This is a genomic window from Microbacterium invictum, from assembly GCF_014197265.1.
GTDB lineage: Bacteria > Actinomycetota > Actinomycetes > Actinomycetales > Microbacteriaceae > Microbacterium > Microbacterium invictum.
In genome coordinates this window covers 3,037,617-3,063,256 of the sequence record NZ_JACIFH010000001.1, presented here as the reverse complement: position 1 = coordinate 3,063,256, position 25,640 = coordinate 3,037,617, and the positions used below count along the sequence as shown (strand labels likewise).

The 25,640-nt window shown below is 70.0% G+C and carries 19 protein-coding genes; 9 read left to right on the top strand and 10 right to left on the bottom strand.

All coding sequences use genetic code 11. The annotated features are described in order from the left end of the window. The first annotated feature begins 65 nt into the window (after positions 1–65). Entirely contained in the window at positions 66–3,464 is a 3,399-nt protein-coding gene (locus tag BKA10_RS14195; protein ID WP_183500565.1) for a type I restriction endonuclease subunit R, read from the top strand. Positions 3,465–3,514: 50 nt separating this feature from the next. Here the strand turns inward: BKA10_RS14195 and BKA10_RS14190 are convergent, their stop codons facing one another. The 8 genes from BKA10_RS14190 to BKA10_RS14155 all read right to left on the bottom strand — a co-directional run bounded on the left by BKA10_RS14190 (position 3,515) and on the right by BKA10_RS14155 (position 15,044). Next, entirely contained in the window at positions 3,515–4,726 is a 1,212-nt protein-coding gene (locus BKA10_RS14190; protein WP_183500564.1) for an AI-2E family transporter, read from the bottom strand. 71 nt (positions 4,727–4,797) lie between these two features. After that, positions 4,798–5,229 (bottom strand): DUF6630 family protein, encoded by a 432-nt coding sequence (locus BKA10_RS14185; protein WP_183500563.1) that lies wholly within the window; start codon positions 5,227–5,229, stop codon positions 4,798–4,800. 85 nt (positions 5,230–5,314) lie between these two features. After that, positions 5,315–8,116, bottom strand: coding sequence for a family 78 glycoside hydrolase catalytic domain (locus BKA10_RS14180; protein ID WP_206686869.1), 2,802 nt, complete (start codon positions 8,114–8,116; stop codon positions 5,315–5,317). Beyond that, on the bottom strand, positions 8,113–9,867 hold the full coding sequence (locus BKA10_RS14175) for a glycoside hydrolase family 3 protein (RefSeq protein WP_183500562.1): 1,755 nt from the start codon (positions 9,865–9,867) through the stop codon (positions 8,113–8,115). Before BKA10_RS14175 ends, BKA10_RS14180 begins: the two co-directional genes overlap by 4 nt. Continuing rightward, positions 9,864–10,718, bottom strand: coding sequence for an ATP-binding cassette domain-containing protein (locus tag BKA10_RS14170; protein ID WP_183500561.1), 855 nt, complete (start codon positions 10,716–10,718; stop codon positions 9,864–9,866). Before BKA10_RS14170 ends, BKA10_RS14175 begins: the two co-directional genes overlap by 4 nt. Further along, positions 10,715–12,520 (bottom strand): dipeptide/oligopeptide/nickel ABC transporter permease/ATP-binding protein, encoded by a 1,806-nt coding sequence (locus BKA10_RS14165; RefSeq protein WP_183500560.1) that lies wholly within the window; start codon positions 12,518–12,520, stop codon positions 10,715–10,717. The genes BKA10_RS14170 and BKA10_RS14165 overlap by 4 nt, the downstream gene beginning before the upstream one ends. Continuing rightward, the gene (locus BKA10_RS14160; RefSeq protein WP_183500559.1) at positions 12,517–13,458 is read right to left on the bottom strand and encodes an ABC transporter permease; all 942 of its coding nucleotides are present in this window, start codon (positions 13,456–13,458) and stop codon (positions 12,517–12,519) included. Before BKA10_RS14160 ends, BKA10_RS14165 begins: the two co-directional genes overlap by 4 nt. A gap of 53 nt (positions 13,459–13,511) precedes the next feature. Next, complete coding sequence (locus BKA10_RS14155; RefSeq protein ID WP_183500558.1) at positions 13,512–15,044, bottom strand: ABC transporter substrate-binding protein; 1,533 nt, start codon at positions 15,042–15,044, stop codon at positions 13,512–13,514. Positions 15,045–15,186: 142 nt separating this feature from the next. Here BKA10_RS14155 and BKA10_RS14150 point away from each other — a divergent pair, with 142 nt between their 5' ends. Beyond that, entirely contained in the window at positions 15,187–15,804 is a 618-nt protein-coding gene (locus BKA10_RS14150) for a TetR/AcrR family transcriptional regulator (protein WP_183500557.1), read from the top strand. Positions 15,805–15,946: 142 nt separating this feature from the next. On the opposite strand, the gene BKA10_RS14145 is transcribed toward BKA10_RS14150, so the two are convergent. Continuing rightward, positions 15,947–16,687, bottom strand: coding sequence for a FadR/GntR family transcriptional regulator (locus BKA10_RS14145; RefSeq protein WP_183500556.1), 741 nt, complete (start codon positions 16,685–16,687; stop codon positions 15,947–15,949). A gap of 103 nt (positions 16,688–16,790) precedes the next feature. Between BKA10_RS14145 and BKA10_RS14140 the strand changes: the two genes are divergently transcribed. From BKA10_RS14140 to BKA10_RS14110, 7 genes are read left to right on the top strand one after another with little or no spacing between them, the layout of a single operon-like run. Beyond that, a complete protein-coding gene (locus tag BKA10_RS14140) occupies positions 16,791–18,521 on the top strand; it encodes a dihydroxyacetone kinase family protein (protein WP_183500555.1) in 1,731 nt (576 codons plus the stop codon). Next, on the top strand, positions 18,514–18,984 hold the full coding sequence (locus tag BKA10_RS14135) for a ribose-5-phosphate isomerase (RefSeq protein ID WP_248199379.1): 471 nt from the start codon (positions 18,514–18,516) through the stop codon (positions 18,982–18,984). Before BKA10_RS14140 ends, BKA10_RS14135 begins: the two co-directional genes overlap by 8 nt. Before the next feature lie 20 nt (positions 18,985–19,004). After that, a complete protein-coding gene (locus tag BKA10_RS14130) occupies positions 19,005–19,754 on the top strand; it encodes a triose-phosphate isomerase (protein WP_248199376.1) in 750 nt (249 codons plus the stop codon). Further along, complete coding sequence (locus BKA10_RS14125; RefSeq protein WP_183500552.1) at positions 19,751–20,545, top strand: sugar phosphate isomerase/epimerase family protein; 795 nt, start codon at positions 19,751–19,753, stop codon at positions 20,543–20,545. The genes BKA10_RS14130 and BKA10_RS14125 overlap by 4 nt, the downstream gene beginning before the upstream one ends. Then, a complete protein-coding gene (locus BKA10_RS14120) occupies positions 20,542–21,390 on the top strand; it encodes a phosphogluconate dehydrogenase C-terminal domain-containing protein (protein WP_183500551.1) in 849 nt (282 codons plus the stop codon). The genes BKA10_RS14125 and BKA10_RS14120 overlap by 4 nt, the downstream gene beginning before the upstream one ends. Positions 21,391–21,399: 9 nt before the next feature. After that, positions 21,400–22,155: an SDR family NAD(P)-dependent oxidoreductase gene (locus tag BKA10_RS14115; protein WP_183500550.1), complete on the top strand. Its 756-nt coding sequence runs from the start codon at positions 21,400–21,402 to the stop codon at positions 22,153–22,155. Next, the gene (locus BKA10_RS14110; protein ID WP_183500549.1) at positions 22,155–23,915 is read left to right on the top strand and encodes a D-apionate lactonase family protein; all 1,761 of its coding nucleotides are present in this window, start codon (positions 22,155–22,157) and stop codon (positions 23,913–23,915) included. The genes BKA10_RS14115 and BKA10_RS14110 overlap by 1 nt, the downstream gene beginning before the upstream one ends. Positions 23,916–23,967: 52 nt before the next feature. Here BKA10_RS14110 and BKA10_RS14105 read toward each other — a convergent pair whose 3' ends face one another. Then, on the bottom strand, positions 23,968–25,428 hold the full coding sequence (locus BKA10_RS14105) for a nucleoside hydrolase-like domain-containing protein (protein ID WP_248199371.1): 1,461 nt from the start codon (positions 25,426–25,428) through the stop codon (positions 23,968–23,970). Positions 25,429–25,640 lie beyond the last annotated feature (212 nt).

The window sequence follows — 25,640 nt, the reverse complement described above, 5'->3', positions numbered from 1 at the left end:
TGATGTCGGCGGCTTCGCTAGCATCGGTCTGAGCGGCGGCCGGTGCCGCCCAGAGGAGCCGTTCGTTGGGGAATTTCGAGTTCGTCGTCGGCCGATGGCCGCAGATCGGCGATGCCGCGACCCGCGCCGAGGCCTACCTCAAGCCCGATCCGCGCGCGGCCGCGACGTATGCGCGCCGCGCCGCCGAACTGTTCACCGAGTGGATCTACGCGGCCGAGAACCTCGTCCGCCCCTACGACGACTCGTTCTCGAACCTCACCCATCAGAAGCCGTTCCGCGACGCGGTCGGCGACAACGTGGGGGGGATCCTGAAGTCGATCCGGCTCATCGGCAACGACGCCGTCCACAAAGACGACGACCTTCCGCTGCTCCGCGCCCGCCTGGCGATCGAGCAACTGCACAGCCTGTGCCGGTGGCTGCACCACTGCTATGCCGATCCGGCCGCACCCGAACCCGCACCGTTCGCGTTCGCTCTCGTGCCGCCGGCGCCGGCCGTCGTGATCCAGCGCACCCGCGCCGAACTGGAGAAGCTGCAAGCCGAGTTCGATGCCGCTCGCGCCGACCTCACGGCGCAACTCGCGGCCGCGCACGCGCTCGGCGCCGAAGCGCAAGCCCAGTTGGATGCACTCCGCGCACAGCTCGCCGAGCTCAAGGCCGCGAACGAGGCGAAGAACGCCGATCTCGGCATCGCCGACCCGACCGAAGCCACCGAGACCGAGACCCGCAGCGCGCTCATCGACCTGCAGCTGCGAGAAGCCGGCTGGATTCTCAGCGATGCACGCGACCGCGAATGGCCGGTCACCGGCATCCCGAGCCCGTCGGGCACCGGCAAGATCGACTATGTGCTGTGGGGCGATGACGGCACGCCGCTCGCGGTCGTCGAGGCCAAGCGCACCCGCAAGGACGCCAGGGAGGGGCGGCTGCAGGCTGAACTGTACGCCGACGCGCTCGAGCGCGACTTCGGTCAGCGCCCGATCGTCTTCTACTCGAACGGGTACGAGCACTGGATGTGGGACGATCGCCGTTACCCGCCGCGTCGCATCGCGGGGTTTCTTACCAAGGACCAACTGGCCCTGGCCGTGCAGCGGCGCAGCTCAATGAAGCCGCTCGGCACGGTGGAGATCGACGGGACGATCGTCGAGCGCCCATATCAGTGGCGGGCGATCCGCGCAGTGAACGAAAGCTTCGAGCAGAAGAAGCGCCGTGCGCTGCTGGTCATGGCGACCGGCACGGGGAAGACGCGCACCGTCATCGCCCTGGTCGACGTGCTGCAACGCGCCAACTGGGTCAAGCGAGTGCTGTTCCTCGCTGACCGCACGGCCCTGGTCAACCAGGCCGTCGGCGCGTTCAAGATGCACCTGTCCGACAGTGCACCGGTCAATCTGCTCACCGACCGCGACAGCGACGGCCGCGTCTATGTCTCGACCTATCAGACCGTGATGGGGCTCATCGACGCCGGCGGGGATGACCTGCGCCGATTCGGCCCGGGCTACTTCGATCTGATCGTCGTCGACGAAGCGCATCGATCGATCTACCACCGGTACGGCGAGATCTTCGACTACTTCGACTCTCTGGTTGTGGGCTTGACCGCGACCCCGCGCGCCGACATCGACCACAACACCTACCGCCTGTTCGAACTCGACGACGGTGTGCCCACCGACGCCTACGAGCTCGACGACGCGATCGAGGGCGGCTACCTCGTTCCGCCGCGTGCACGTGTAATCGACCTCGGTTTCATGAACCGCGGCATCCACTATGCCGACCTCAGCGACGCTGAGCGCGAGCAATGGGACGCGCTGGAATGGCACAACGGCGAGATCCCCGACGAGATCGACGCGGCCGCGATGAACCGGTGGCTCTTCAACGCCGACACCGTCGACAAGGTGCTCGAAATCCTGATGCAGGAAGGCCACCGGGTCGCCGGCGGCGATCGCCTCGGAAAGACGATCGTCTTCGCCAAGAACCAGAAGCATGCGGACTTCATCGAGGCACGACTCGACGCGAATTATCCCGAGAGCAGGGGCTCGCTCGCGCGCGTCATCACACACGCCTCGGGGCCGTACGCCCAGACTCTCATCGACGACTTCTCGACACCGGGCAAGGCGCCGGACATCGCGATCTCGGTAGACATGCTCGACACCGGCATCGACATTCCGGATGTGGTCAACCTCGTCTTCTTCAAGCCGGTGCACTCGCAGACGAAGTACTGGCAAATGGTCGGCCGCGGGACCCGCCTGAGGCCGGACCTGTATGGTCCGGGGCTCGACAAGACCGACTTCATCATCTTCGACGTGTGCGGCAACATCGAATACTTCAACGTCGATGTGCCCGAGGCTCCCACTGGCCGGCAGACCTCGCTGTCGGAACGGCTCTTCGGCTCGCGCGTGCGGCTGCTGGCACTGCTCGGCGGCTCGGACGACGCCGATGACCGCGCGCTGCGCGACGGCCTTGCCACCCGGCTGCACGGCGCCGTCGCGGCCATGAATCGCGACAACTTCCTCGTGCGCAAGCATCTGCGGACCGTGGATCGATTCGGCCAGGAAGCGGCCTGGAACACGTTCACAGCCGCCGATGTCGATGCCGCCGCCGAGCTGGCAGGGCTCCCCTCACCGGCCGAGAACGATCCCGACGAGATGGCGAAGCGGTTCGACGCACTCCTGCTCGACGCACAGCTGGCCGTCGCCGACGGCGCACCGATCGCCCCCGCGGTCATCAATCGCGTCGTCGACATCGCGAATGGGTTGACCGAGCGGCGCGGCATCCCCGCTGTTGATGCTCAACGCGCGCTGATTGCCGCCGTCGCCGATCCGGATTGGTGGCAAGCGCCGTCCCTCGCACTGCTCGAACGCGTGCGGGTGAACCTGCGGGAGCTCGTGCGCCTGCTCGATGCGCGCGGACGGGAGCCGGTCTTCACCGACTTCGAAGACACAGTGGGAGACTCGCGCGACGTCGAGATCGCCCGCGTCATGCCGGGACTGGACCGCCGCGCATTCCGAGAGAAGCTCCTCGGCTTCCTGGATTCACATGCCGAGGAGGTGGCGTTGCACAAGCTGCGCACCGGGCGCCCGCTCACGGCCCTCGATCTCGCCCAGCTCGAGACGATCCTCGTGTCGGCGGGCGGGGTGGATATGGCCGAGCTGCGGGCACAGTCGGTCGAGGCCGGCGGTCTCGGCCGCTTCGTCAGGTCGATCGTCGGACTCGACCGCTCAGCCGCCGAGGCGGCACTGGCCGACTTCGTCGCCGCGCCCGGATTCACCCAGCGCCAGCACGCGTTCGTCGATCTGGTCGTGCAGCAGCTGACGATCGCGGGATGCCTCGATCCCCGGCGGCTGTACGAGGATCCGTTCACCGGACTGGCACCGGAAGGCCCCGACGGGCTGTTCAGCGACGGCCAGGTGACCGATCTGATCAGTCGCCTCCGTCGGATTGACGCGTCCGCCGATCCGGTCTCGGCCACGGGCTGAGCACCCGGCCCGGCACAGACCTCCTGAAACGGACCGGCTGCGGCCGTCCGCTACGCCCGCTCGCCCCCCTCGCCCGCGCGACGCTGGTCGCGCCGCAGACGACGGGCGCGCGCCCGCGCGACATCCTCCGCCTCCATCTGACGCTTCGCGTCATCGACCTCGCCGAGCGCGGGGCGGATCCACGCGGTGCGCGGGTCGGAGTCGATGAGGATCATGCGCACGAGCAGCGTCAGCGGCACGGCCAGGATCGCACCCATCGGGCCGAGCAACACTGCCCAGAACAGCACCGAGACGAAGGTGATCGTCTGGCTGAGCGAGACCGCATTGCCGACGACCTTCGGCTGGACGATCGACTGGATGACGGCGTTGAACACGCCGTAGACGAGGATGACGGCGATCACGAGGGGCCAGCCGCCGGTGAGCGCGCCGAACACGATCGGCGGGATGATCGCGATGAAGTAGCCGATGTTGGGGATGAAGCTGCACAGGAACGAGAGCAGTCCCCACAGCGCCGCACCGGGGATCCCCATGATCGCCAGCGCGGCCCAGTTCACCAGGCCCTGCGCAAGGCCCAGCCCGGTCGTGACGACCATGTAGCGCCGCACTCCGTTCGTGAAGCGGACCATCGCGCCGCCGACGGCCGGGCGCCGCTCGGTGATCCCGGCGGCGATCGTCGCGGAGAACGACGAGTCTGCCGCCATGAGGATCAGCACCGTCAACAGCACCACCGCCGACGAGATCAGCCCGGCCGCGCTTCCGGCGAGCCCGCCGAGATAGCCGAGGATCACCGACGGCTGGAACGACGACAGGATCGCTTCGACTTCATCCGGGCCGATGCCGAAACCCTCGAGCCGGACCCCGACGTCGGTCAGCCACTGTTCGAGCTGCGGGGTGTACTGCGGCAGCAGCGTCAGGAACTGTCCGAACGAGACGATCAGCGCCCCGATGAACGCGGCCAGCAGCGCCACGACAGCCACCAGGACGGCGACGGTCGCGAGCCCGCGCGGCACGCCGCGGGCTTCGAGCCATCGCCGCACCGGGTAGACGCAGATCGTCAGAACGAGGGCGAAGAACACCGACGCGAAGATGGATGCGATCGCGGCGATGCCGAACGACGCCAGCGCCGCGCCGCCGAATGCCAGCAGGATGAAGGCGGTGCGGTGCGTCGACGCCGCGCGCTCCGGCGGATCGACCGAGGTGTCATCCGGCGGGCCGACCGCGGGGGCGGGCTTGGGCTTGGGTTTGGCAGCGAAAGGCCACATGGCGTGAGCGTAGCGGTGTCCGGCATCCACCGTCACCTGGTTTCGCCCTCGATGGGCGGCGCGGGGCCACCTCAGCCGAAGACCCGGGCCTCGTGTCCCAGCTTCGTCGCCAGCGCGACGATCTCGTCGGCGTGCGCGACCGGTACGACCACGAGCGGAAACGCGTCCGAGTCTTCCGCGAGGTAGACGAGGCGCAGGCCCTGCGGTGCGAGGATCGCGTCGGCGCGCGCGATCGCCGCCGGCAGTTCTCCCTCGACATCGGCGACGGGCTCGAGGTCGACGCCGGCCCGGAACACCCGCGGAACGCCGGCCAGTGCGTCGGCCAGCTCGACGCCGGCATCCCCCCGCTCGAGGTAGGCGAGCGCGCCGGCATCGTCGAGACCGTCGATCACCGCGCCCCACGGGTCTGCCTCGTCAGGATCACCGGCGGCCGCACCGACCGAGGTGAGGAGATCGGGGTCGTCGTCGAGCAGTGCGCAGAGCCGGGTCCAGTCATCGCTCATGCGAACACCGTACCGGGGTCCGCCGCGCTCAGCGGCGGCGCGCTCAGCCGCGCCGCGCGCAGTCCGGCGCGCAGCACCCGCCCGCTCAGCCCCGCCGCGCGCTCAGCCCTCCGAGCGCCTGCGCCAGCCCCCCGCCGACGGACGGCGGCAGGCCGAAGATCCCGGCGACGAGCGGCGTGTGCGAGGACCAATCGGTGCGGTGCCGGAACATCGCGGCGGCTTCGGCGCCGGCTGCGGCCGTGACGGCGTCGATCACGCACGCGTAGGCCTCGGCGTCACCGGCGATGTCGCGGAACGGGGTGCCGAGCCCGACCTCGCCCGGACGTGGCGATGGAGTGGCGGCGCGGCTCCATTCGTGGCGCCCGGGGCCGACTCCGAACGGGTCTTCACCGGGCAGCCGGACGATCGCGTCCGCCCCCACGGGCACCTCGAGGGCGAACACGATCGAGCCGTCGCGCCGCTCCCAGCCGCCTTCGACCGTGCCGGCGGCCGTGTCGACGCGGGCGCGGGCATGATCGAGTGACGGCAGCGGACTGGGGGCGAAGCGGATCTGCCGCCAGCCCGGCGCCGCGGGGCCGATGCCGGCGACGCGCCGGTAGAGCGTGTCGACGACGGCGCCCAGGGCGTAGTGGTTGAACGACGTCATCTCGCCGGGGTTGATGGTGCCGTCAGGCAGCAGCGAGTCCCAGCGCTCCCACACCGTCGTCGCGCCTTGAGTGACCGGGTACAGCCACGACGGGCACTCCGTCTGCAGCAGCAGCCGGTCGGCGACCTCGACCTGGTCGGCGTCGAGGAGTGCATCCAGCAGCGCCGGGGTGCCGAGGAAGCCGGTGCCGATGTGGAACGCGCTGCGCCGCACGCATTCGGCCAGCCGCTGCCCCAGTCGCGCGCGCAGCGCCGGATCGGTCACGATGTCGAAGGTGAGCGTGAGCGCGTAAGCGGTGGGCGCGTCCGACATCATCCGGGCGTCGGGGGTGATGTAGGCCGAGACGAACGCGGCCCGCACCTGGTCGGCGAGCTGGGCGTACTGCTGCGCCGCGGCGGCGTCGCAGAGCACGCCCGCAGCCTGCGCAACGAGGGTCGCCGAACGGAAGAGGTAGGCGGTGGCCACGATGCCGGTGTCGACCTTCGACTGGCCGGGCCGGTCGGGCGGCGCGTCGGGGTCGAGCCAGTCGCCGAACTGCATGTGCCCTTCCCAGAGCAGCTCACCATCGAGGCGCTCGACGACGGCATCCACCCACGCGCGCATGCTCGGCAGCTGCCGGCTCAGCACCTCGCGGTCGGCGTAGCGCTCCCACATCACCGCGGGAATCACGGTCGCCGCATCGCCCCAGCCGGCGGCGGGGCTTGCGGGAAAGCGGAGCACGTCGGGCACGATGAACGGCACGACGCCGCCGTGCTGGGCCTGCTCGACCGCGAGATCCTCCAGCCAGCTGCCGTAGAAGCCCGACACGTCGTAGAGCATTGACGCCGTCGGGGCGAACAGCTGCGCGTCGCCGGTCCACCCCATGCGCTCATCGCGCTGCGGGCAATCGGTGGGAAGGGCCAGGAAGTTGCCGCGCATCGACCAGACAACGTTCTCGTGCAGGCGGTTCAACAGCGCGTGCGAGCTGTCGAACCAGCCCGTGCGGCGCAGGTCGGTGTGCATCACCTGAGCGGTGACGGATGCCGGGTCGAACTCCCCCGGCCACCCGCTCAGCTCGGCGTATCGGAACCCGTGGAATGTGCCCACCGGTTCGAACTGCTCGATGCCGTCGCCGGCGAGGACGAACCGGTCCGTCGCCGCCGCGGTGCGCAGCGGCCCAGTGGCCAGTTCGCCGGCGTCGAGAATCTCGGCGTGACGGACGACGATCTCGGTGCCACCGGGGCCCTCGACCTGCAGTCGAAGGCGCCCGACGAGGTTCTGGCCGAAGTCGAGAAGGATGCGCCCGTCGTCGCGCCGGGTCGCGCCGGCGACCGCGACCGACTCGATGATCCGGACGGGAGGTGCGGTCCGGGCTTCGGGGATGACATCGGCGTCGACCGTTGCGGCCGGCAGCCAGCCCGGTTCGAGGGCGGTGCCCCACCAGTCGCGACGGCGGCGGTGATCGATCGTCTCGCCCGCGTAGATACCGGATGCGACGATCTCACCGTCGCCGCGGGCCAGCCAGTCCTCGCCGGTGGCGATCACGGTTCCGCTGCCGTCGGGTGAGGTGAGGTGCAGCTGCGCGGCGACGGCCGGCTGGTCGCCGTACACCCGGCGGCCCTGCCCGTCGAAGCCGTACTCCTCGGTGAACCAGCCACCGGTCAGCTCGATGCCGAGCACGTGGCGTCCGGCCGGCAGCAGCGCGGTGAGGTCGATCGACTCGTGGATGAGCCGATGCGGCAGCGCCGTCCACCCCGGCGAGAGCACGCTGTCGTCGATCGCGACCCCGTCGATGAACGCCCGGAAGGCGCCGAGCGCCGTGACGTAGAGGACGGCGGATGTCGAGCCAGCCGGCACATCGATCGTGGTGCGCAGCAGCACCGGCTGCGCCGGATGCTCGGGGCCTGCCAGCCCGATGAACTGGGCCTGCCACTGGTCAGGGGCCAGCGCCCCCAGGGCGACGGGCACCGACGCGCTCCATGGGCTCCAGCCACCGGCGGCATCGCGCACCCGGACGTCGACCCGGTGCCGCACACGCGGCTGCAGCGGGTCGAACGGCCACGCGACGAACGTATGGTCGTCGCCGTCCAGGTCGGCGACGAGGTCACCGTCGAGGCGCAACTGGGCACCATCCTGACGCCAGCCCGCCGCGGCGTTGACGGTCCAGCTGAGCCGGGGGATCGGGGTGGCCACCCATTCGGCGTCGGTGCGGTATTCGGCGCGCAGGGCGTCGATGACGATCGCTGGCTGCGCGGCGCTCACAGCGCGCTCCAGCCCGCCGGGAACAGCGGGTCGGCGGAGTCGGATGCCACGTCGGGGCGGCTGTCGGCGACGGCGGCCATGCTGCGCGGCAACTCGAACGGCAGACGACCCTCCGGGCGGATCTCGCCGGTCAGGGCGCGCATGACGGCAGCATCCGACGCACCGAAGTCTGCGACCACCGCGGCGACGTCGGCGATCACGGGGGTGAGGATCGCCGGCCGGGTGAGCGTGACGACGAGTACCACTGGCATCCGCTTGCCCAGTTCGGCAATCTCGGCGACGAGGTCGGCGGGCAGATCGAGGCTGCCCTGCTCCATGCCCGCCTCGAGGAAGTAATCGTCGCGCGGCTCGAAGGGTGCCGAGATCCGCACGATGGCGAGCTCGGCGGCGGCGGCTTCGGCGGCGACCCATCCGGCAGGCAGCGCCGACGCATCGAGCCCCTGCAGGTGCACCCGGCGCGATCCGGTGAGGGGCAGGTGCGCCGGCGAAGGCGCGTCGGGGTTGACGAGCACCGTCATCACCCTGCTCTGCGCTTCGAGGCCGCGGGCGACGTCGCTCGGTGCGCCGAGTACGGGTGCGGAGTGCTGCGGTGGTGGGTCGATGAGTCCGAGCCGCAGTTGCAGCTGCACGATCCGGCGGGCCGACTCGTCGAGGCGCGCGATGTCGAGACGTCCGTCTTCGACGAGCGTGGTGACCAGGGTGGTGTCGAACTCACCGCCGAACTGGTCGACGCCCGCGTGCAGCAGCTTCAGCGTGCGATCCTCTCGCGACAGCTGTTCGACGCCCCAGGCCCGGGCGGGGAACGGCTTGCCGAACACGACCTGGTCGGTGATGAGCCCGAAGTCGCTGATGACGACGCCCTCGAAGCCGAGCTTCTCGCGCAGCAGACCGGTGATGATCTGCCGGTTGAAGGCGAAGCCGACTTGCTCGACCGGCTCGCCGTCGAGTTCGAGGCCCACCGGCATTCCGTAGTAGGGCATGACGATGCCGGCGCCGGCGGCGATCGCGTCGCGGAACGGGGCGAGATGGTCTTCGAACCGTCCCCCGGGGTACACCTGCTCGCGCCCGTAGGGGAAGTGCGGGTCTTCGCCGTCTTGCTGCGGGCCGCCGCCGGGGAAGTGCTTGACGGTGGCGGCGACGCTGTCGGCGCCGAGCGCGTCGCCCTGGAGTCCTTCGAGGTAGGCCCGGGTCAACCGACCGGTGAGGGGGGCGGTCGCTCCGAAGCTCTGCGCCTGGCGCGCCCACCGCGGCTCGGTCGTGAGATCGATCTGCGGATGCAGTGCCATGCGGATTCCCATCGCCCGGTAGTCGCCGCGGACGATGCGGGCGAAGTCGCGGACGAGGTCTTCGTCGGCCAGGGCGCCCAGCCCGATCGGCTCGGGCCACTGCGAAACGCCGGCTGCACGGTGGCTCGCGCCGTCGTTCTGCACGAACGAGTGCCGCGGATCGGTCGCGAAGACGATCGGCAGCCGCGATCCCGTCGTGGTGGCCAGGTCCTGCAGCACCTGGATCGCTCCGGCCACTCGGTCGGGCGCGGGAATCGCGCCCAGCGTGATGAACCGGATGCCGCGGTCGACGATGAGCTCGCGCAGGCTCACGCCGGTCAGCGGCGAGGGCGCGTCGAGATCAGGCGTCTCATCGAGGAAGACCATGGGATGAAACAGGAGCCCGGCGCGCTCGGCGACGGTCATGTCGGAGACGATCCGTGCGGCGCGGGCGGTCAGGTTCGTCGGTGCGGTGTCGATGCTCACGCTGCGGTGTCTTTCGGGTGGGTGCGGACATAGTCGTCGAACGCCTGCCGGCGCACGGCCTGCTCGGCAGGGTCGGCCACCGGCGATGCCAGTAGGAGCCGCTGGGTATAGGGATGGGCCGGTGCGGTGGAGACCTGCTCGCCGTCGCCCCGCTCGACGATCTCGCCGCGGTACATCACCGCGATGCGGTGGCTCATGACGCGGACGACGTCGAGGTCGTGCGAGATGAACACGTACGCGATGCCGGTGCGCTCCTGCAGTTCGATGAGCAGCTCGAGCACCCGGGCCTGCGTGGTGAGGTCGAGCGCCGAGACGGGCTCGTCGCACACGATGAGGCGCGGTTCGAGCGCGATCGCCCGGGCGATGGCCACGCGCTGGCGCTGGCCGCCGCTGAACTCGCGGGGCAGTCGGTGCACGGCGTCGGCGGGCAGGTGGACCATGTCGAGCAGTTCGGCGATGCGGGCCTGCGCCGCGGTGCGCGCGACGCCGCGCGCGCGCAGGGGCTCAGCGAGGGTGTCGCCGATCGTCAGCGACGGGCTCAGCGACGAGTACGGGTCTTGGAAGATCACCTGGATGTCGGCGGCGAGTTCGCGGCGCCGGGCACGGGCGGCGTGGGTGATGTCTTCGCCCGCGAGGGTCACCGTGCCCGCGGTGATCGGGGCGAGGCCGAGCACAGCGCGGCCGAGGGTCGATTTCCCGGAGCCGGACTCCCCCACCAGGCCCACGGTCTCGCCGGGCTGCACGTCGAGGTCGACGGCGCGCAGCGCCTGGAAGTCCCGCCGCCGCAAGCCGCGCGAGCGGTAGGTGACGTCGAGGCTGCGGATGTCGAGCAGTGCGGCTGCGGTGGTCATGCCGACCGTCCTTCCCCGTCGTGTGCTGCGGCAGCCGCCGCGAGCGCCCCGCGCGACGGCGCCGCGGTCAGCAATGCCCCGAACAGGGAGCGGGTGTAGTCGTGCTGCGGATCCGCGAAGATCGCGGCGGCGCTTCCGGTCTCGACGATCGATCCGTGTCGCATCACCGAGACGCGGTCGGCGATGTCCGCGACCACCCCGAAGTTATGCGTGACCATGAGGATGGCGACGCCGGTCTCATCGCGCAGCCTGCGCAGCAGGCGAAGGATCTCGGCTTGGACGGTGACGTCCAGCGCCGTGGTGGGCTCGTCCGCGATCACCAGCGGCGGCTCGCACGACAGGGCGCCGGCGATGAGCACCCGCTGCGCCATGCCGCCCGAGATCTCATGTGGGTAGGACCGGTAGGTGCGGGCGGGGTCGGGGATGCCGACCTGCGCGAGCAGCTCCAGCGCCCGCGCCTTCGCGGCCTTCCGGCGCATTCCCATCACGACGCGCAGCGGCTCGGTGAGCTGGTGGCCGATCGTATAGCTGGGGTCGAGGTTGGACAGCGGCTCTTGCGGGACGTAGCCGATGCGTCGCCCCCGCAGCCGGTCGACTGCACCTGCGGCCGCAGCGAGGTCTTCCCCCTCGAAGGTGATCGTGCCCGCCATGACTCGGCCGTTCTCGGGCAGCAGATCGAGGATCGACCAGGCGGTCTGGGTCTTGCCCGAGCCCGACTCCCCGACGAGTGCATGCACTTCCCCCGGCGCGATCCGCAGCGAGACGTCATCGACCACGGTCGTCCACCCGGCGCCCTTCGGGTACGCGACGCTCAGCCCCGATGCCTCGAGGAGGGGAGCCGGGTCGCTGCTGTCGGAGTCGTGCCGGATGGGGGCAGCCGGGCGCGGTGCCGGCGGCGTCCAGGACGACCGCTTCTGCGCGGTGGCGTCGCCGACGTGCTGAGTCTCATCGCGCAGGGCGGCGCCCAGCAGCGTGAAGGCCACGCACGTCAATCCGATCGCCAGGCTCGGCCACAGCATGAGCAGCGGTGCCCGGAAGATGTTGTAGTAGCCGTCCGCCAGCATCGCGCCCCAGGTAGGGATGCTGGCGTCTCCCAGCCCGAGGAAGTCGATGGTGGCCTGGATCGCGATGCCGACGGCGAAGATCGCCGACACCAGCAGAATCGCCGGTGCCCGCACCGCCGACAGGACGTGGCGGCCGATGATGCGCGCGTCGCTCAGCCCCGAGACCATGGCGGCGTCGATGTAGAGCTCTTCGCGCACGGCGCGGACCGAGCCGTAGACGACCCGGTAGAACGAGGGTGAGATCAGCACGCCGAAGATCGCCATGATCAGCCACATCGAGGGACCGGTCACCGAGCGCACCGCCAGCAGCACCACGATCGCCGGCAGCGCCAGCAGGACTCCGGCGAGCCAGGCCGAGACGCTGTCGAACCAGCCGCCGCGGTAGCCGGCCAGGAGTCCCGCCGGAATGCCGATGAGCGCGGCGACGACGACGGTGACCGCGGCGCCGGCGAGACTCACCGAGGTGGCGACGACCAGCCGGGACAGCACGTCGCGACCGGCGCTGTCGGTGCCCAGCGGGTACAGGCCGCCGGGCGGCGCGAACACATCGGCCAGTGATACGGCGTTGGGGTCGTGCGGGATGACGAAGGGGCCGATCACTGCGACGAGCAGCAGCAGCGCGAGGTAGCCGAGCGAGACCACGCCGAGGGGATTGCGGGCCAAGCGCGCCGGCAGCGATCGGCGGCGGTCGGCAGACTGGGTGGCGAGGGCCACCGTGTCGGGGATCGACGTGGTCATGACAGACGCACCTTCGGGTTGAGCCAGGCCTGCAGCAGGTCGACGGTGAGGTTGACGAGGACCACGATGACCGCGGTGATGATCACGACGCCCATGACCAGCGGAATGTCGCCCTGCGAGGTGGCCGAGACGGCGGCCTGGCCGAGACCGGGAAGGGCGAACACCTGTTCCACGACGACTGCGCCGCCGAACATGACCACGAACTGCAGGCCGAGGGTGCTGAGCGCGGGGCCCGACGCGTTGCGCAGCACGTGCCGGTAGACGACACGGCGGTGCGGGAGTCCGCGGGAGCGGAGGGTGCGCACGTAGTCGAGCCGGAGGGCGTCGATCATCGAGCCGCGCACCTGCTGCGCGACGCCCGCGATCGCGCCGACCGACAGGGCGATGACGGGGAGGGTGATGGTGGACAGCCACCCCACCACCGAGTCGGAGGGCCGGATGTACCCGGTTGCCGGGAACCAGCCGAGATCGATGGCGAACACGACGGCGAGGAACAGGGCGATCAGGAACCCGGGGACGGCGGAACCGGCGACGGAGAGCACCTGGACGGTGCGGTCCGCCCAGCCGCGCCGGCCGGCAGCGATCGCACCGATGGTGATCGCGACGATGGCCGACAGCAGCACCGCACCGATCGTGAGGGACAGCGTGACGGGCAGGCGGCCCACGAGTGCGTCGGTGACCTCTTGACCGGTGAACCACGACCTGCCGAGGTCTCCGGTCAGCGCACTGCCGGCCCAATCGGCGAACTGGACGATCAGCGGGCGGTCGAGGCCGAGTTCGGCCTTCTTGCGCTCGACGATCTCTTCGGATGCCGTCTGCCCGACGATGTTGCGGGCGGTGTCTGCCGCGCCGAGGTAGAGCAGGAAGAAGGTGAGCACGCACAGGGTGAGCAGCGTGGTGACGCCTGCGGCCAAGCGCCGGAGGATGAAACTGGGCATGACGGAACCAATGTGCGGTGAGAGGGCGGGACCATCCCCGCCCCCTCACATTGTCAGGAGGCGGGCTGGATGTTCCAGAGGTACGGGTAGGCGTTGTCGACCTGCAGTTCCACCTGCGTGTCGGCGTCCGTGAAGAACGCACTCTCCAGGCGGTGCGACGGCGCGTACCAGGCCTGCTCGACGATGTACTCGTTGACCTCGACGGCGATCTCGTCGGCGCGGTCGCCCTCGGCGGTGGCGAGCTCGGCCGCCCACGCGACCAGCTTCGGGTCCTCGACCTTGAACGGGTTCCACGGCGACCACGGCAGCATCGAGAACTGCATCGAGTTCCACATGCTCGTGTCGGTCTCGAGCAGCATCGAGAACGCAGCGTACGCGCCGCCGAGCATTTTGCCGAACAGGTCGTCGCCGACCTTCTCCCACTCGACGGTGATGCCGATCTGAGCGAGCTGGTCGGCGTAGATGGCGAACTCGGACTCCGGGACGAAGTCGTTGCTCGGCATGACGAGGGTGAAACCGTCGGCGTAGCCGGCCTCGGCCAGCAGCTGCTTCGCCTTGTCGACGTCGTAGGGGTACGCGTCATCGAGCGCCTCGTCGTAGCCGGGGTTCGAGGGCGAGATGATCTGCGTGGTCGGCACGCCGTACCCCGCCGCCAGAGCTTCGACCAGTGCCTCGCGGTCGAGCGCGTGGTTGATGGCCTGACGCACCCGCACATCGCCCAGCGCCGGGTTCAACGTGCCGTCGCGGTCGACGAGCAGGAATCCGGTGTAGTCGGACTCGCGGATGTTCGCGGTGAAGCCCGCCGCCTCGGCTTCGGGGATCTGCGTCGGCGTCTGCGACGCGGAGGCGTCGACCTGCCCGCCCTTGACGGCGTTCATGAGCGATGTTGCGTCGCCGTACAGGTTGATGACGATCTCGTCGTAGTGAACCGCGTCGGCGTCCCAGTAGTCGTCCTTCGCCGTGAACACGTAGGTCGACCCGATCACGGTGTCGCCCTCGTCGAGCACGTAGGGTCCGGATCCGATCGGCGACGTCTGCGCGTCGGCGTCGGCGAACATGGCCTCGGCGCCGACGAGGCCGGCGTTCTTCGTCAGGGACCCCAGCAGCCCCGGGTCAGCCTCGGCGAGCGTGACGACAACCGTCGCGCCATCGGGCGCGGTGACGCCTTCCACCGAGCGCAGCAGCGATGCGTTCTCGCTGGTGCCGTCGCGGAACTTGATGAGCTGCTCGGCGACAACCCCGGCGGTAAGGGCGGAGCCGTCACTGAACTCGACGCCCTCGCGCAGGGTGAGGGTGAGCTGGGTCTTGGCGTCGTCGTACTCCCAGGCCGTCGCCAGGCCCTCGGTGACGGTGCCGTCTGGCTCCGCCGTGAGGAGCGTGTCGTATACCGCCTGAAGATAGGGCGACTGGTTGGCCCATGAGGCCTCCCACGGCGCGAACGAAGTCAGCGGCGTCACGACGCCGAGGCGAAGGACGGATGCCGCCTCGTCTCCGGGTTCGGTGGTGGTGCCGGCGCATGAGGTCAGTGTGATCACGGTGGCGGCCCCGAGCGCGATCGCGGCAACGAGCGAGTTGCTGTGCTTCATTGCACTTCCTTTCTGGTGCGGGTAGGTGCCGCACTCCCGGCGGCAACCATGCGAACGTAGCATAGATTCTTTCGCGCTCGAAGGTTTTTAATTCTTTCGCTCGTAATAGGTTTCACTGATGTCCTGCATTAGGGTCTTGTCCATGTCTTCCGCGACCGCTCCCTCACCGCCGACCGGGCGACGCGGCGCCTACCGCAAGACGGCGCAGCGGCGCAGCCAGATCATCGACGCCGCCGCACACGTCTTCGCCCATGTCGGCTTCCGCAACAGCACGTTGAGTGAGATCGCAAAGCGCGTAGGGCTCACGGCACCCGGAGTGACCCACCACTTCCCCACCAAGGAGGCGCTGCTGGAGGCCGTTTTCGAAGACCGCGACCACGACGCCAACACCCACCTGCGCGACCGGCAGGGCATCGACGTCCTCCGCGGCATCCTCGAGATCGCCGAGCGCGACGAGAAGGACCTCGAACGCACACGGCTGTATACGATCATGGCCGCCGAGGCCACCACTGCCGGCCACCCCGCACACGAGTACTTCCGGGGGCGCTACGACCTGGTGCTGCACCATGTGGAGGCCGCGTTCGCCCATGCCGCGGCGCACGGCCAGCTGCGCGACGACACCGATCCGGCCACGGCCGCGCAGTCCTACGTCGCCGCGTCCGACGGCATCCAGTTGCAGGCGCTGTTCCGCGCCGGCGCGACGTCGCAGTCGGCATTCATCCGCCAGACGCTCGAGCGCCACCTCACGGTGCGGCTGTAGCGACGAGCTCGACGTCACGCGGCCCGTACCGCTCTCGATGCGCGGCATCACCTGCCGACATTTCCCGAGGCGTGCGTGGGCGTGTGGCGTCGGATGCCGGAGCGAGAGGAAGCGCACACGGCGCGAGACGCGCCACGTGGGCTCAGCGCGTGCCGGTCTCTGCGGCGATGCGCGCGGCGGCCGTCGCCATATGGACCGCCATCGCCGAGGCTGCGGCATCTGCATCGCCGGCCGCGATCGCCTGGAAAACCGCATCGTGCTCGGCGACGGCCAGCCGGGCCGCGCCCTCGTCGTGCACGGCTCGGTCGGCGTAGACCTGCAGCAGCGAGCGCACGACGTGCAACAGGTCGACCAGCGTGGCGTTGTCGGCGGCCGAGGCAAGCGCGTGGTGGAACTCGAGGTCGGCGCGCGCGAAGTTCTTGAGGTCGGCGACCGTTGTCCGCATGCGGGCGAGCGTGGCCTCGAGTGCGGTGAGGTCGGTGGCGCCGGCCCGGCCTGCGGCGAGGCGCGCGACGTAGATCTCGAGCCCCGAGCGCAGCTCCAGCAGCTGCGCGGTGTTGCGCTCGCCGATCAGCAGCCCCCACCGCAGCGTCTGCGGCAGCAGCTCGCTCGGCCGGCCGCGGAGGTAGGTGCCGGAGCCCGGGCGCACGTCGACGATCCCTAGGATCTCGAGGGCGGCGAGCGCCTCGCGCACCGCGGATCGCCCCACGCCGAGCGTCACCGCGAGCTGCCGCTCGGGAGGCAGCCGGGTGCCGGGCTCGATCGATCCGCTCGTGAACAGGTCGAGCAGGCGACGCGCGACCTCGGAGACAGGCGTGCCGCTGGGCAGCGCACCGAGCGCCGCGGAGATCTCGTCGGCGCGGCCACCGGGATATGCGGGCATGCGACCAACCTACCGCGGATCGGCGGTCGAAACTTGCAATTGGTCAACCGGTTTGTCACTATGTGGAAGGCACGCCAGCGCCGCGACACCGACAGGACCCCGCATGACCCGCCTCTGGAACGACCCCGCCGACTTCGCGGATGAGATGATCGCCGGCTTCGTCGCGGCGAACGAGAGATACGTGCGCCGGGTTCCCGGTGGGGTCGTGCGCAACACTGTGTCGCCGGCCGGTCAGGTCGCGGTCGTCGTCGGCGGCGGCTCGGGACACTACCCCGCTTTCGGCGGTCTGGTCGGCCAGGGCCTTGCCCACGGGGCCGCCATGGGCAACCTGTTCGCTTCCCCTTCCACGCAGCAGATCGTGTCGGTCGCGAAAGCAGCCGACACGGGCGGCGGCGTGTTCTTCTCGTACGGCAACTACGCCGGCGACGTCCTCAACTTCGACGCCGCGCAGGATCGGCTGCGGGTCGAGGGCATCGCCTGTGACACGGTCGCCGTCACCGACGACATCGTCAGCGCACGCCCCGACGAGGCGCACCGACGTCGTGGAATCGCCGGTGACCTGACCGTGTTCCGCACGGCCGCCGCTGCCGCCGAAGCCGGGTACGACCTCGCGGACGTCGCGCGCGTGGCACGACACGCGAACGACCGGACCCGCTCGGTCGGCGTCGCCTTCACGGGGTGCACCCTGCCCGGCGCAGCCGAGCCGCTGTTCACCGTGCCATCCGGCCGGATGGCGATCGGTTTAGGCATCCATGGCGAGCCCGGCATCGACGAGACCGACATCCCCACTGCCGATGAGCTTGCCGAACTGCTCGTGAGTCGCCTGCTTACGGAGCGCCCGGACGGCGCCGACGGGCGCGTGATCCCGGTACTGAACGGGCTCGGATCATTGAAGTACGAGGAACTGTTCGTCGTTTACCGGCGCATTGCTGAGTTGCTCGCCGACGCGTGCCTCAAAGTCGTCGACCCGCACGTGGGCGAGTACTGCACCAGCTTCGACATGGCCGGCACCTCGCTGACGCTGTTCTGGCTCGACGACGAACTCGCCGAGCTCTGGGAGACACCGGTCGACACCCCGGCATACCGCCGAGGCTCGGTCGCTCCCGCCAAGCGTGCGGATGCCACGGCGCACGTTGATGCGGCTGAGGAGCTGACGCAGGGCGACGCCGATTCGGTCGCGGTCGCCGCCACCGTCCGCGCCGTCCTCGAGACCATCGCCGCTATCGTCGACGCCCATGCGGACGAATTGGGCCGCATGGACGCGATCGCCGGCGACGGCGATCACGGGATCGGGATGCAGCGTGGCTCGCGTGCCGCCCTGGCCGCGGGGAGCGCCGCCGCCGAAGCCGGCGCGGGCGCGCGCACAGTCCTCACCCGCGCGGCCGACGCGTGGGCCGACAAAGCCGGAGGCACCTCCGGCGCGCTGTGGGGCGTCATCCTCACGCACGTCGCCGACGCCCTCGGCGACGAGGGCCGGCCCGATGCCGCGACGGTCGCTGCCGGGGTGGCCGCCGGGTCACAGGGTGTCATGGCCTACGGCAAGGCGGTCGTAGGTGACAAGACCCTCATCGATGCTCTCGTTCCCTTCAGCGCCGAACTGGATCGCGCAGCCACGGCCGGAGGCTCCCTCGCCGTCTCGTGGCGCTCCGCCGCCGAGCGTGCCACCGCGGCGGCAACCGCGACCGCCGACCTGCTGCCCCGCATGGGACGCGCCCGCACCCACGGGCACCACAGCGTCGGCACCCCCGACCCGGGCGCGCACTCGCTCGCCCTCATCGTGACCGCCATCGGCGATGTGCTCGCCGCGGCCCAGGAAGGAACCCGACGTGCCTGAACCTCTGCGCATCGTCATCGGCTGCGACGACGCCGGCTTCGACTACAAAGAGATCCTGAAGAGGGACCTCGAGGCCAGCGACGGCGTCGCCAGCGTCTTCGACGTCGGCGTGGCCGCCGACGGACACACGCCGTACCCGAAGGTCGCGATTGAAGCGGCCGAGCGCGTCGCCCGCGGTGACGCCGACCGAGCCCTGCTCATCTGCGGCACGGGCCTGGGTGTCGCGATCGCGGCGAACAAGGTCGCCGGCATCCGTGCCGTCACCGCCCACGATTCGTTCTCGGTCGAGCGGGGCGTGCTCTCCAACGACGCCCAGATCCTCACGATGGGTCAGCGGGTCGTCGGCATCGAGCTCGCCCGCCGTCTTGTGCGCGAATGGCTGACCTACCGCTTCGACACGACCAGCGCGTCAGCTGCGAAGGTCGGCGTGATCGACGAGTACGAGTCCACCGGTTCCTGCTGATGAGGCGGGTGACGATCGGCGTGAGCCTGAAGGCGTACTTCGGGCGCCGGCAGGCCGCTACGTGGTTCGGCGAAGTCGCCGCGCAGCTGCGCGACCATTCGGCCCTGCGCGATGCGCTGGTCGACGTCTTCGTCCTCCCGACCTACCTGCAGCTCGGCGACGCGCACGACGGCCTGCGCGGCACCGGCATCGCCATCGGCGCCCAGGACGTCTCGGCGTTCGAGCCCGGCCCCTACACCGGCGAGATCACGGCGGCCGAGCTCGCCGAGTCCGACGTCCGCTACGCCGAAGTCGGCCACGCCGAGCGACGCCGGCTGTTCGGCGTGACCGATCAGGACGTGACCGCCAAGGTCGCGGCATCCCTCCGTCACCACATCACTCCCGTGGTGTGTGTCGGCGAGACCGCGAGCACGGATGCCGCGGCGGCAGCCGCCGCGACCGTCGCGCAGCTGACCGCCGACCTGGCCGGCGCCTCGGCCGGCCCGATCGTGGTCGCCTACGAACCGGTCTGGGCGATCGGTGCCGCCGAACCCGCCTCCCCCGAACACATCACCACCGTCACCCGCGGCCTGCGGGACGCCCTCGCCGCCGACCCCGCCCGGAACGGCTCGCAGGTCATATACGGCGGCTCCGCCGGCCCCGGCCTGCTGACCCGTCTGGGCGACGACGTCGACGGACTGTTCCTCGGCCGTTTCGCCCATGATCCCTCGGCGCTGGCCGCGGTGCTCGACGAAGCGGTCACGCTCGCCATCCGGAGACGCGCAGCATGATCGGGCTCGGCAGCTACGCCTTCTATTGGCAGCACTCCGACCGTGTCCCCGAGCCGCTGACCCTGATCGGCGCGTTCGAGGAGACCCGAGCGCTCGGGGTCGACCTGTTCCAGATCTGCGACTACGCCCCCCTCGAGCACATGGATACCGCACAGCTGCGCGACGCGGCGTCCGCTGCCCTCAACCTGGGTCTGACAATCGAGCTCGGGACGAAAGGCATCGCCCCGGAGCGGCTCGAGCGCTTCCTCGACCTCGCCACCGTCTTCGACGCCTCGCTCGTGCGCAGCATGCTGCACAGCCCCGACTCGCGGCCGACGATGACCGAGGCCGAGCGCTGGCTGCGCACCGCCCTGCCACAGTACGAAACCGCCGGCGTGACACTTGCGCTGGAGACCTACGAGCAGGTTGCGACGGCCGACCTGGTGCGGCTCGTGGAATCGTTCGGCAGCCCGCAGCTGGGCATCTGCCTCGACGCGGCCAACATCGTCGCCCGACTCGAGCAGCCCCGCGACTGCGTCGAGCAGACCGCCGCGCTGGTCGCCGACATCCACGTGAAGGACTTCGCGTTCGACCGCCAGCCCGGCTGGGTCGGCTTCACCTACTCCGGCGCCCCGATGGGCGCGGGGCTTCATGACTACCCCCACCTGCTCGAGACCGTCCGCCCGCGGGAGCGCGGCATCAACGAGATCGTCGAGCACTGGCTGCCCTGGCAAGGCGACGCCGAGACCACCATCCGCACCGAGCGGGAATGGACCCGCACCACCCTGGACTACCTGAGGAGCACCCCATGAGCCACACCATCGCCGTCATCGGAGCAGGCGGGAAGATGGGCATGCGCGTGTCCGACAACCTCGTGAAGACCGACCACATCGTCCACTACGTCGAGACCTCCCCCGCCGGGCAGCAGCGCACCCGCGACGCCGGTCGCGAACTGACGGATGCCGGAACCGCGGTCGCCGATGCCGACATCGTCGTCCTCGCCGTGCCCGACCTGGCCCTGGGCCCGGTCACCGCCGACCTCGTCCCCCAGCTCAAGTCCGGCGCGATCGTGCTGACCCTCGACCCGGCCGCCGCCTATGCGGGACTGCTCACGACCCGCGAAGACGTCATCCAGGCCGTCGCCCACCCCTGCCACCCGTCCGTGTTCCTGGAGCGCACCACGAAAGAACAGTGGGCAGACACCTTCGGCGGCATCGCCGCCCCACAGGACGCGATCGCGGCGATCGAGTCCGACGACGACGACAAGAAGCACATCGTCGAAGAGACCGTCCGCGCCATCTACGCCCCCGTCATCGACGTGCACTGGGTCACGATCAAACAGCTCGCACAACTCGAACCGACCCTCGTGGAGACCGTCGCCTGCATGATCGGCTCACTGCTGAACGAAGCACTCGACGAGGCCATCCACACCATGGGCGTCCCCGAGGCCGCGGCCCGCAGCATTCTCTACGGCCACACCCAGGTCGCCCTGGCCAACGGGCTGCGCGGCGACAACCCGTTCAGCGACGCCTGCCTCATCGCCATGGGCTACGGTCGCGAGAGCATCATCAAGGAAGACTGGAAGAAGATCTTCCGCGACGACGAGCTCGACCGCAACCTCGCCCGCATGCTGCACCTGGACCACATCGAACGGTAGGACAAGAGCATGATGCGATTGGAAGGTAAGACCGCGCTGGTCACCGGCGCCGGATCGGGCATTGGGCTGGCCGTGGCCACGCGGTTCGCCGCCGAGGGCGCGCGCGTCGTGATCGCCGATCGCGATGCGGATGCCGCGGCCGCGGCCGCCACGCTGATCGGCGAGGCGGCGCGCGCCGCGGTGATGGACATCTCCGACGAGCAGGCCGTCGAGTCCGCGTTCGCCGGCCTCGCCGCCGAACGATGGGCGCCCGACGTCGTCGTCGCCAATGCCGGGGTGCAGTTGTTCGGCCAGGACGCCCCCGCCGCTGACCTCGACCTCGACGTCTGGAAGCGCACCCTCGACATCAACCTGACCGGCACCTTCCTCACCGTCAAGCACGCGGTGCGCTCGATGCTCGCGACCGGCGGGGGGTCGATCATCCTCACCGGCAGCCCGACCGGCATCAACGGCGAAGGCAGAGACTTCACCGCGTACAGCACAACGAAGGCCGGCATCCACGGGCTCGCACGGACAGCGGCGGCTGCCTATGCCGATCGGGGCATCCGCGTCAACACAGTAGTCCCCGCATACACGGAGACGACCCTGGTCAGCACCATCACCTCGGACCCGGAGTCTCGGGCGGCCATCATCGGCCGGATCCCGCTCGGCCGCGCCGGCGCTCCGCGCGACGTCGAGGGAATCATGGTGTTCCTCGCCTCCGACGACGCCGAGTTCGCAACAGGCTCACTCTTCGCCGTCGACGGCGGCATGACTGCGCTCTGATGGCATGGCACACGGCGGCACGGCCGTGGCAGCGCGGGGCCTGGTCGATCGAGGTGCGCGGTGACGAGATCGCCGACATCGCATTCGAAGGGCGCCGCGTGCTGCGCAGCGTGCGCGCCGTCGTGCGCGACAGCGGCTGGGCGACACCCGACCTGGTCGTCGACGCCATCGAAGAGGGTCCCGACGGCTTCGAACTGCACGTGCACACCGAAGGGCAGGATGCCGATCTGCGCGGTGTCGTGCGAGTCGATGCCGATGGCGACCGCCTCGTGGTCTCGATGGATCTCGCCGCGCCCGACGGCTTCGCGACGAACCGCACCGGACTGGTCGTGCTGCACCCGCACCAGGCCGCAGGCGTCGACCTGCACGTTGGACACACGGACGGCCGCCAGAAGCGAACCCGCTTCCCGGAAGCGATCAGCCCCCACCAGCCGGTGTCCGACATCGCCACCCTCGCCTGGACCGATGACGGCATGATGATCTCCGTCAACTTCGCAGGTGACGTGTTCGAGATGGAGGACCAGCGCAACTGGTCAGACGCATCCTTCAAGACCTACAGCCGTCCTCTCGCACTACCCTTCCCTTACACGATCACTCCCGGCGAGCACGTCCGCCAGACGGTGACGGTCGAGGTGAGCCCAGCGGGCGATCCCGACGCCCGCGCCGAGCCCGACCGGATCGTGCTCACGAGCGGCGGCCCGTTCCCGCAACTCGGACTGGGCGCAGCGACCGGCCCTGACCCGGCGCCGGCGACGATTCCCCGCGTCGGCGACGTGCGTCTGGTCGAACTCGATCTGGCGACGCCGTCGTGGCCAGCGGCGCTACACCGGGCGACGGCGACAGGCCGGGCGCTGGACGTGCGGTTCATTCTCGATCCGGCCGACCCGACGGTTCCCGTCCGTGCCGCGCGGGCCCTGCGCGATCACGATCTGGCCCGCGTCGGAGTGTTCCACCGGACCGGCGTCGCGCGCCACGTCTCCGACGTCGAGGCGGTCGCGTCGCTGCGTCGTGCGCTGGCGGCTGCTGACGTGAGGGCGCCGGTGGTCGGCGGCGCCCGCTCGCACTTCACCGAGCTCAACCGCGAGCGATGGCGACTGCCCTCGGATCTCGACGGCATCGTCACCGCGACCACGCCGCTGTTCCACGCGACGAGCACCGAGCAGCTCGTCGAGGCTGTCGCGATGCAGCGCCTGATCGCGATGCAGACGGTCGCCGATGCCGGGGGGACGCCGGTCCACATCGGCCCGGTGACCCTGCGGCCACGCTTCAACGACGTCGCGACGGCCCCCGAGCCGGCGCCGACCGGCGCCGATCTGGCCGAGGGCTACGGGGCCGAGCACACCGGGATCGACGATGTGCGCCAGCGTGTCCCCGAACTGGCGGCCTGGACGATCGCGAGCGCCGCCGCCCTCGCGGTGCCCGGCGTGGCATCGCTCACCTTCTTCGAGGAATGGGGGCCACGCGGCATCCATTCGTCGTCGGGCGCCGCCTTCCCCGTCGCCGCTGCAATCGACGCCCTTGCTGCGCTCGCGCCCGGTGAGCTGCAGTGGGGGCCTAGTCCGGACGGACTGCTGTGGGCGCTTGGCGTGCGCGATGCGGACGGCCACACGCGGGTGCTGGCGGCGAACCTCGGCCCGGCAGACCGTGCCCTCACGATCGAGGTCGCCGGCGCGACGATCCACGCCCATATCCCAGCCGACGGCTGGGTCGCAATCGATCACTCTCAGCCCGCGCGCGGCTCCACCCTCGCGTCGGCGTGACCCCCGCGCGCGGCCGCGAAGGTGATGCGACCGCATACCGCGAGGGGGTGGGTCAGCGCACGGTGAGCACGACGCGCTGCCACGCAGAGAGCGGTTCGGGCGCGTCGTCGGTGGCCGCCACGATGACGTGGATGGTGGCGCCGGGCGCGGCATCCGCCGGCACCCGCACCACCACCGCTGTGGCATTCGCCTGCACGTCGACAACGGCGGTCTCACCGGCCTCGGCGTCGCACCACCATTGGCACGAGACCGCGTCGCCGTCAGGGTCGTCCACCTGCGCGGTCAACTCGACGCGCTGTCCTGCCGAGACGGCCAGGTCGAGTCCCTGCTCGATGCGCAGCATCGGGTGGTGGTTCACACCGCCGAACGACGGCGTCACCGACCATCGCAGTCGGGCCGCGAAGTCCGCCTGCGCGTGGGCGAACCAGCCGGTGACCGACGACTCGTCGCCGTCACCCGAACCGAAGAAGCCGCCCAGCGGCTCCCACGTGTCGGGGCCCACGCCAGTGCGCCGGGACCGACCACCCCAGCCACCGAACGTCGGGTGCTCGTGCCCGCGCAGCCCGGGCACAATGAGGTTCAGCATGTTGGTCGTGTCGCCCTCAGAGATCCACTCGCCGGCAGGCTGCGGCTCGACCCACACCCGATACCCCATGGCGCGCAGCTCATCGCTGGAATGTCCGGAGAGGTGAAAATAGTCGGCGACATCGCCGGGCACCATCTGGCGCCCATCGCCCCAGACCCGGTAAAGGGCACCCAGCGGGCCGACACCGGTCACGTTCGCGCGCATCCACTCGGCGCCCAGCAGATGCCTGTCGGTGGGTTCGATGGTCTTGCGCGTCAGGTACCCCCAGGCGGACATCGCGGTCTCAATCACCCGGATGTCCGGCCACACCGGAAGGATGTAGTCGTCATAGGTGGAGTCCTGCGAGGCGAACTTGGTGATGATGGCCTTCGCCGAGACCTCGGCGCGCACCCGCTCCCACTCCGCGGTCTCGCCGTAGCGTTCTTCGATCGACATCAGGGCACGCGCGACTGTGGCCGGCCCTGCCCACATCTGCAGGTGCACCGGTCCCGGACGGTCATCGAGCAGGACATCGGTGATGAGCTGCGAACCGGGTGATTCCGTCGAAGTGTCGCCCTCGAAGTCGACGTTGCCCATCCGTACCACTGAGCGAAGTGTGTCGGGCGATGGATAGCGCGGGTCGTGCACGACGAGGTTCTCGTGCACCTGGGCGTACGCGTCGACGGCGTCGTCGATGAATCGTTCGCCCGGCGCCCACCGCCAGGATGTCTGCGGCCGGTCGTATTCGCGGTCGGGCAGGAAGTACTCGGCGCCCTCGCCGTCTCCGCGCCAGTGGTACCGGCTGCTCGCGTAGACGAGTCCCTCGATCTCGACATCGTTGCTGTAGAGCAGGAAGCGGATCATCGAGTTCAGATCGTCAAGCTCGGGATCGGCTGTGACGATCGTCCGGGGGCGCGCTGCGCGGCTCCGTGTCGCAATGCGGGTCACTACATCTCCTCATATGACGGCAGCTGTCGCTCCGCGCGTCCCACCAAGCGTAACACCGGTTGACCAATTGGACTTCTGACTCCGGTCGCCGCGATCGCTGGTTTTCGACACGCGTGAAGTTTTTTGTAGACGATCTCGGGCCATGACCACAGCCGCATCACCACTCTCGATGCGCGTCATCACCTGCCGACGGTTCCCGGGGCGAGCGTCGG

Excerpts from the sequence above, each read along its gene's own strand:
- BKA10_RS14160 (WP_183500559.1), bottom strand. The coding sequence starts at position 13,458 with ATGCCCAGTTTCATCCTCCGGCGCTTGGCCGCAGGCGTCACCACGCTG.
- BKA10_RS14155 (WP_183500558.1), bottom strand. The coding sequence starts at position 15,044 with ATGAAGCACAGCAACTCGCTCGTTGCCGCGATCGCGCTCGGGGCCGCC.
- BKA10_RS14145 (WP_183500556.1), bottom strand. The coding sequence starts at position 16,687 with ATGCCCGCATATCCCGGTGGCCGCGCCGACGAGATCTCCGCGGCGCTC.
- BKA10_RS14120 (WP_183500551.1), top strand. The coding sequence starts at position 20,542 with ATGAGCCACACCATCGCCGTCATCGGAGCAGGCGGGAAGATGGGCATG.
- BKA10_RS14185 (WP_183500563.1), bottom strand. The coding sequence starts at position 5,229 with ATGAGCGATGACTGGACCCGGCTCTGCGCACTGCTCGACGACGACCCC.
- BKA10_RS14165 (WP_183500560.1), bottom strand. The coding sequence starts at position 12,520 with ATGACCACGTCGATCCCCGACACGGTGGCCCTCGCCACCCAGTCTGCC.
- BKA10_RS14140 (WP_183500555.1), top strand. The coding sequence starts at position 16,791 with ATGACCCGCCTCTGGAACGACCCCGCCGACTTCGCGGATGAGATGATC.
- BKA10_RS14125 (WP_183500552.1), top strand. The coding sequence starts at position 19,751 with ATGATCGGGCTCGGCAGCTACGCCTTCTATTGGCAGCACTCCGACCGT.
- BKA10_RS14190 (WP_183500564.1), bottom strand. The coding sequence starts at position 4,726 with ATGTGGCCTTTCGCTGCCAAACCCAAGCCCAAGCCCGCCCCCGCGGTC.
- BKA10_RS14150 (WP_183500557.1), top strand. The coding sequence starts at position 15,187 with ATGTCTTCCGCGACCGCTCCCTCACCGCCGACCGGGCGACGCGGCGCC.
- BKA10_RS14170 (WP_183500561.1), bottom strand. The coding sequence starts at position 10,718 with ATGACCACCGCAGCCGCACTGCTCGACATCCGCAGCCTCGACGTCACC.
- BKA10_RS14115 (WP_183500550.1), top strand. The coding sequence starts at position 21,400 with ATGATGCGATTGGAAGGTAAGACCGCGCTGGTCACCGGCGCCGGATCG.
- BKA10_RS14110 (WP_183500549.1), top strand. The coding sequence starts at position 22,155 with ATGGCATGGCACACGGCGGCACGGCCGTGGCAGCGCGGGGCCTGGTCG.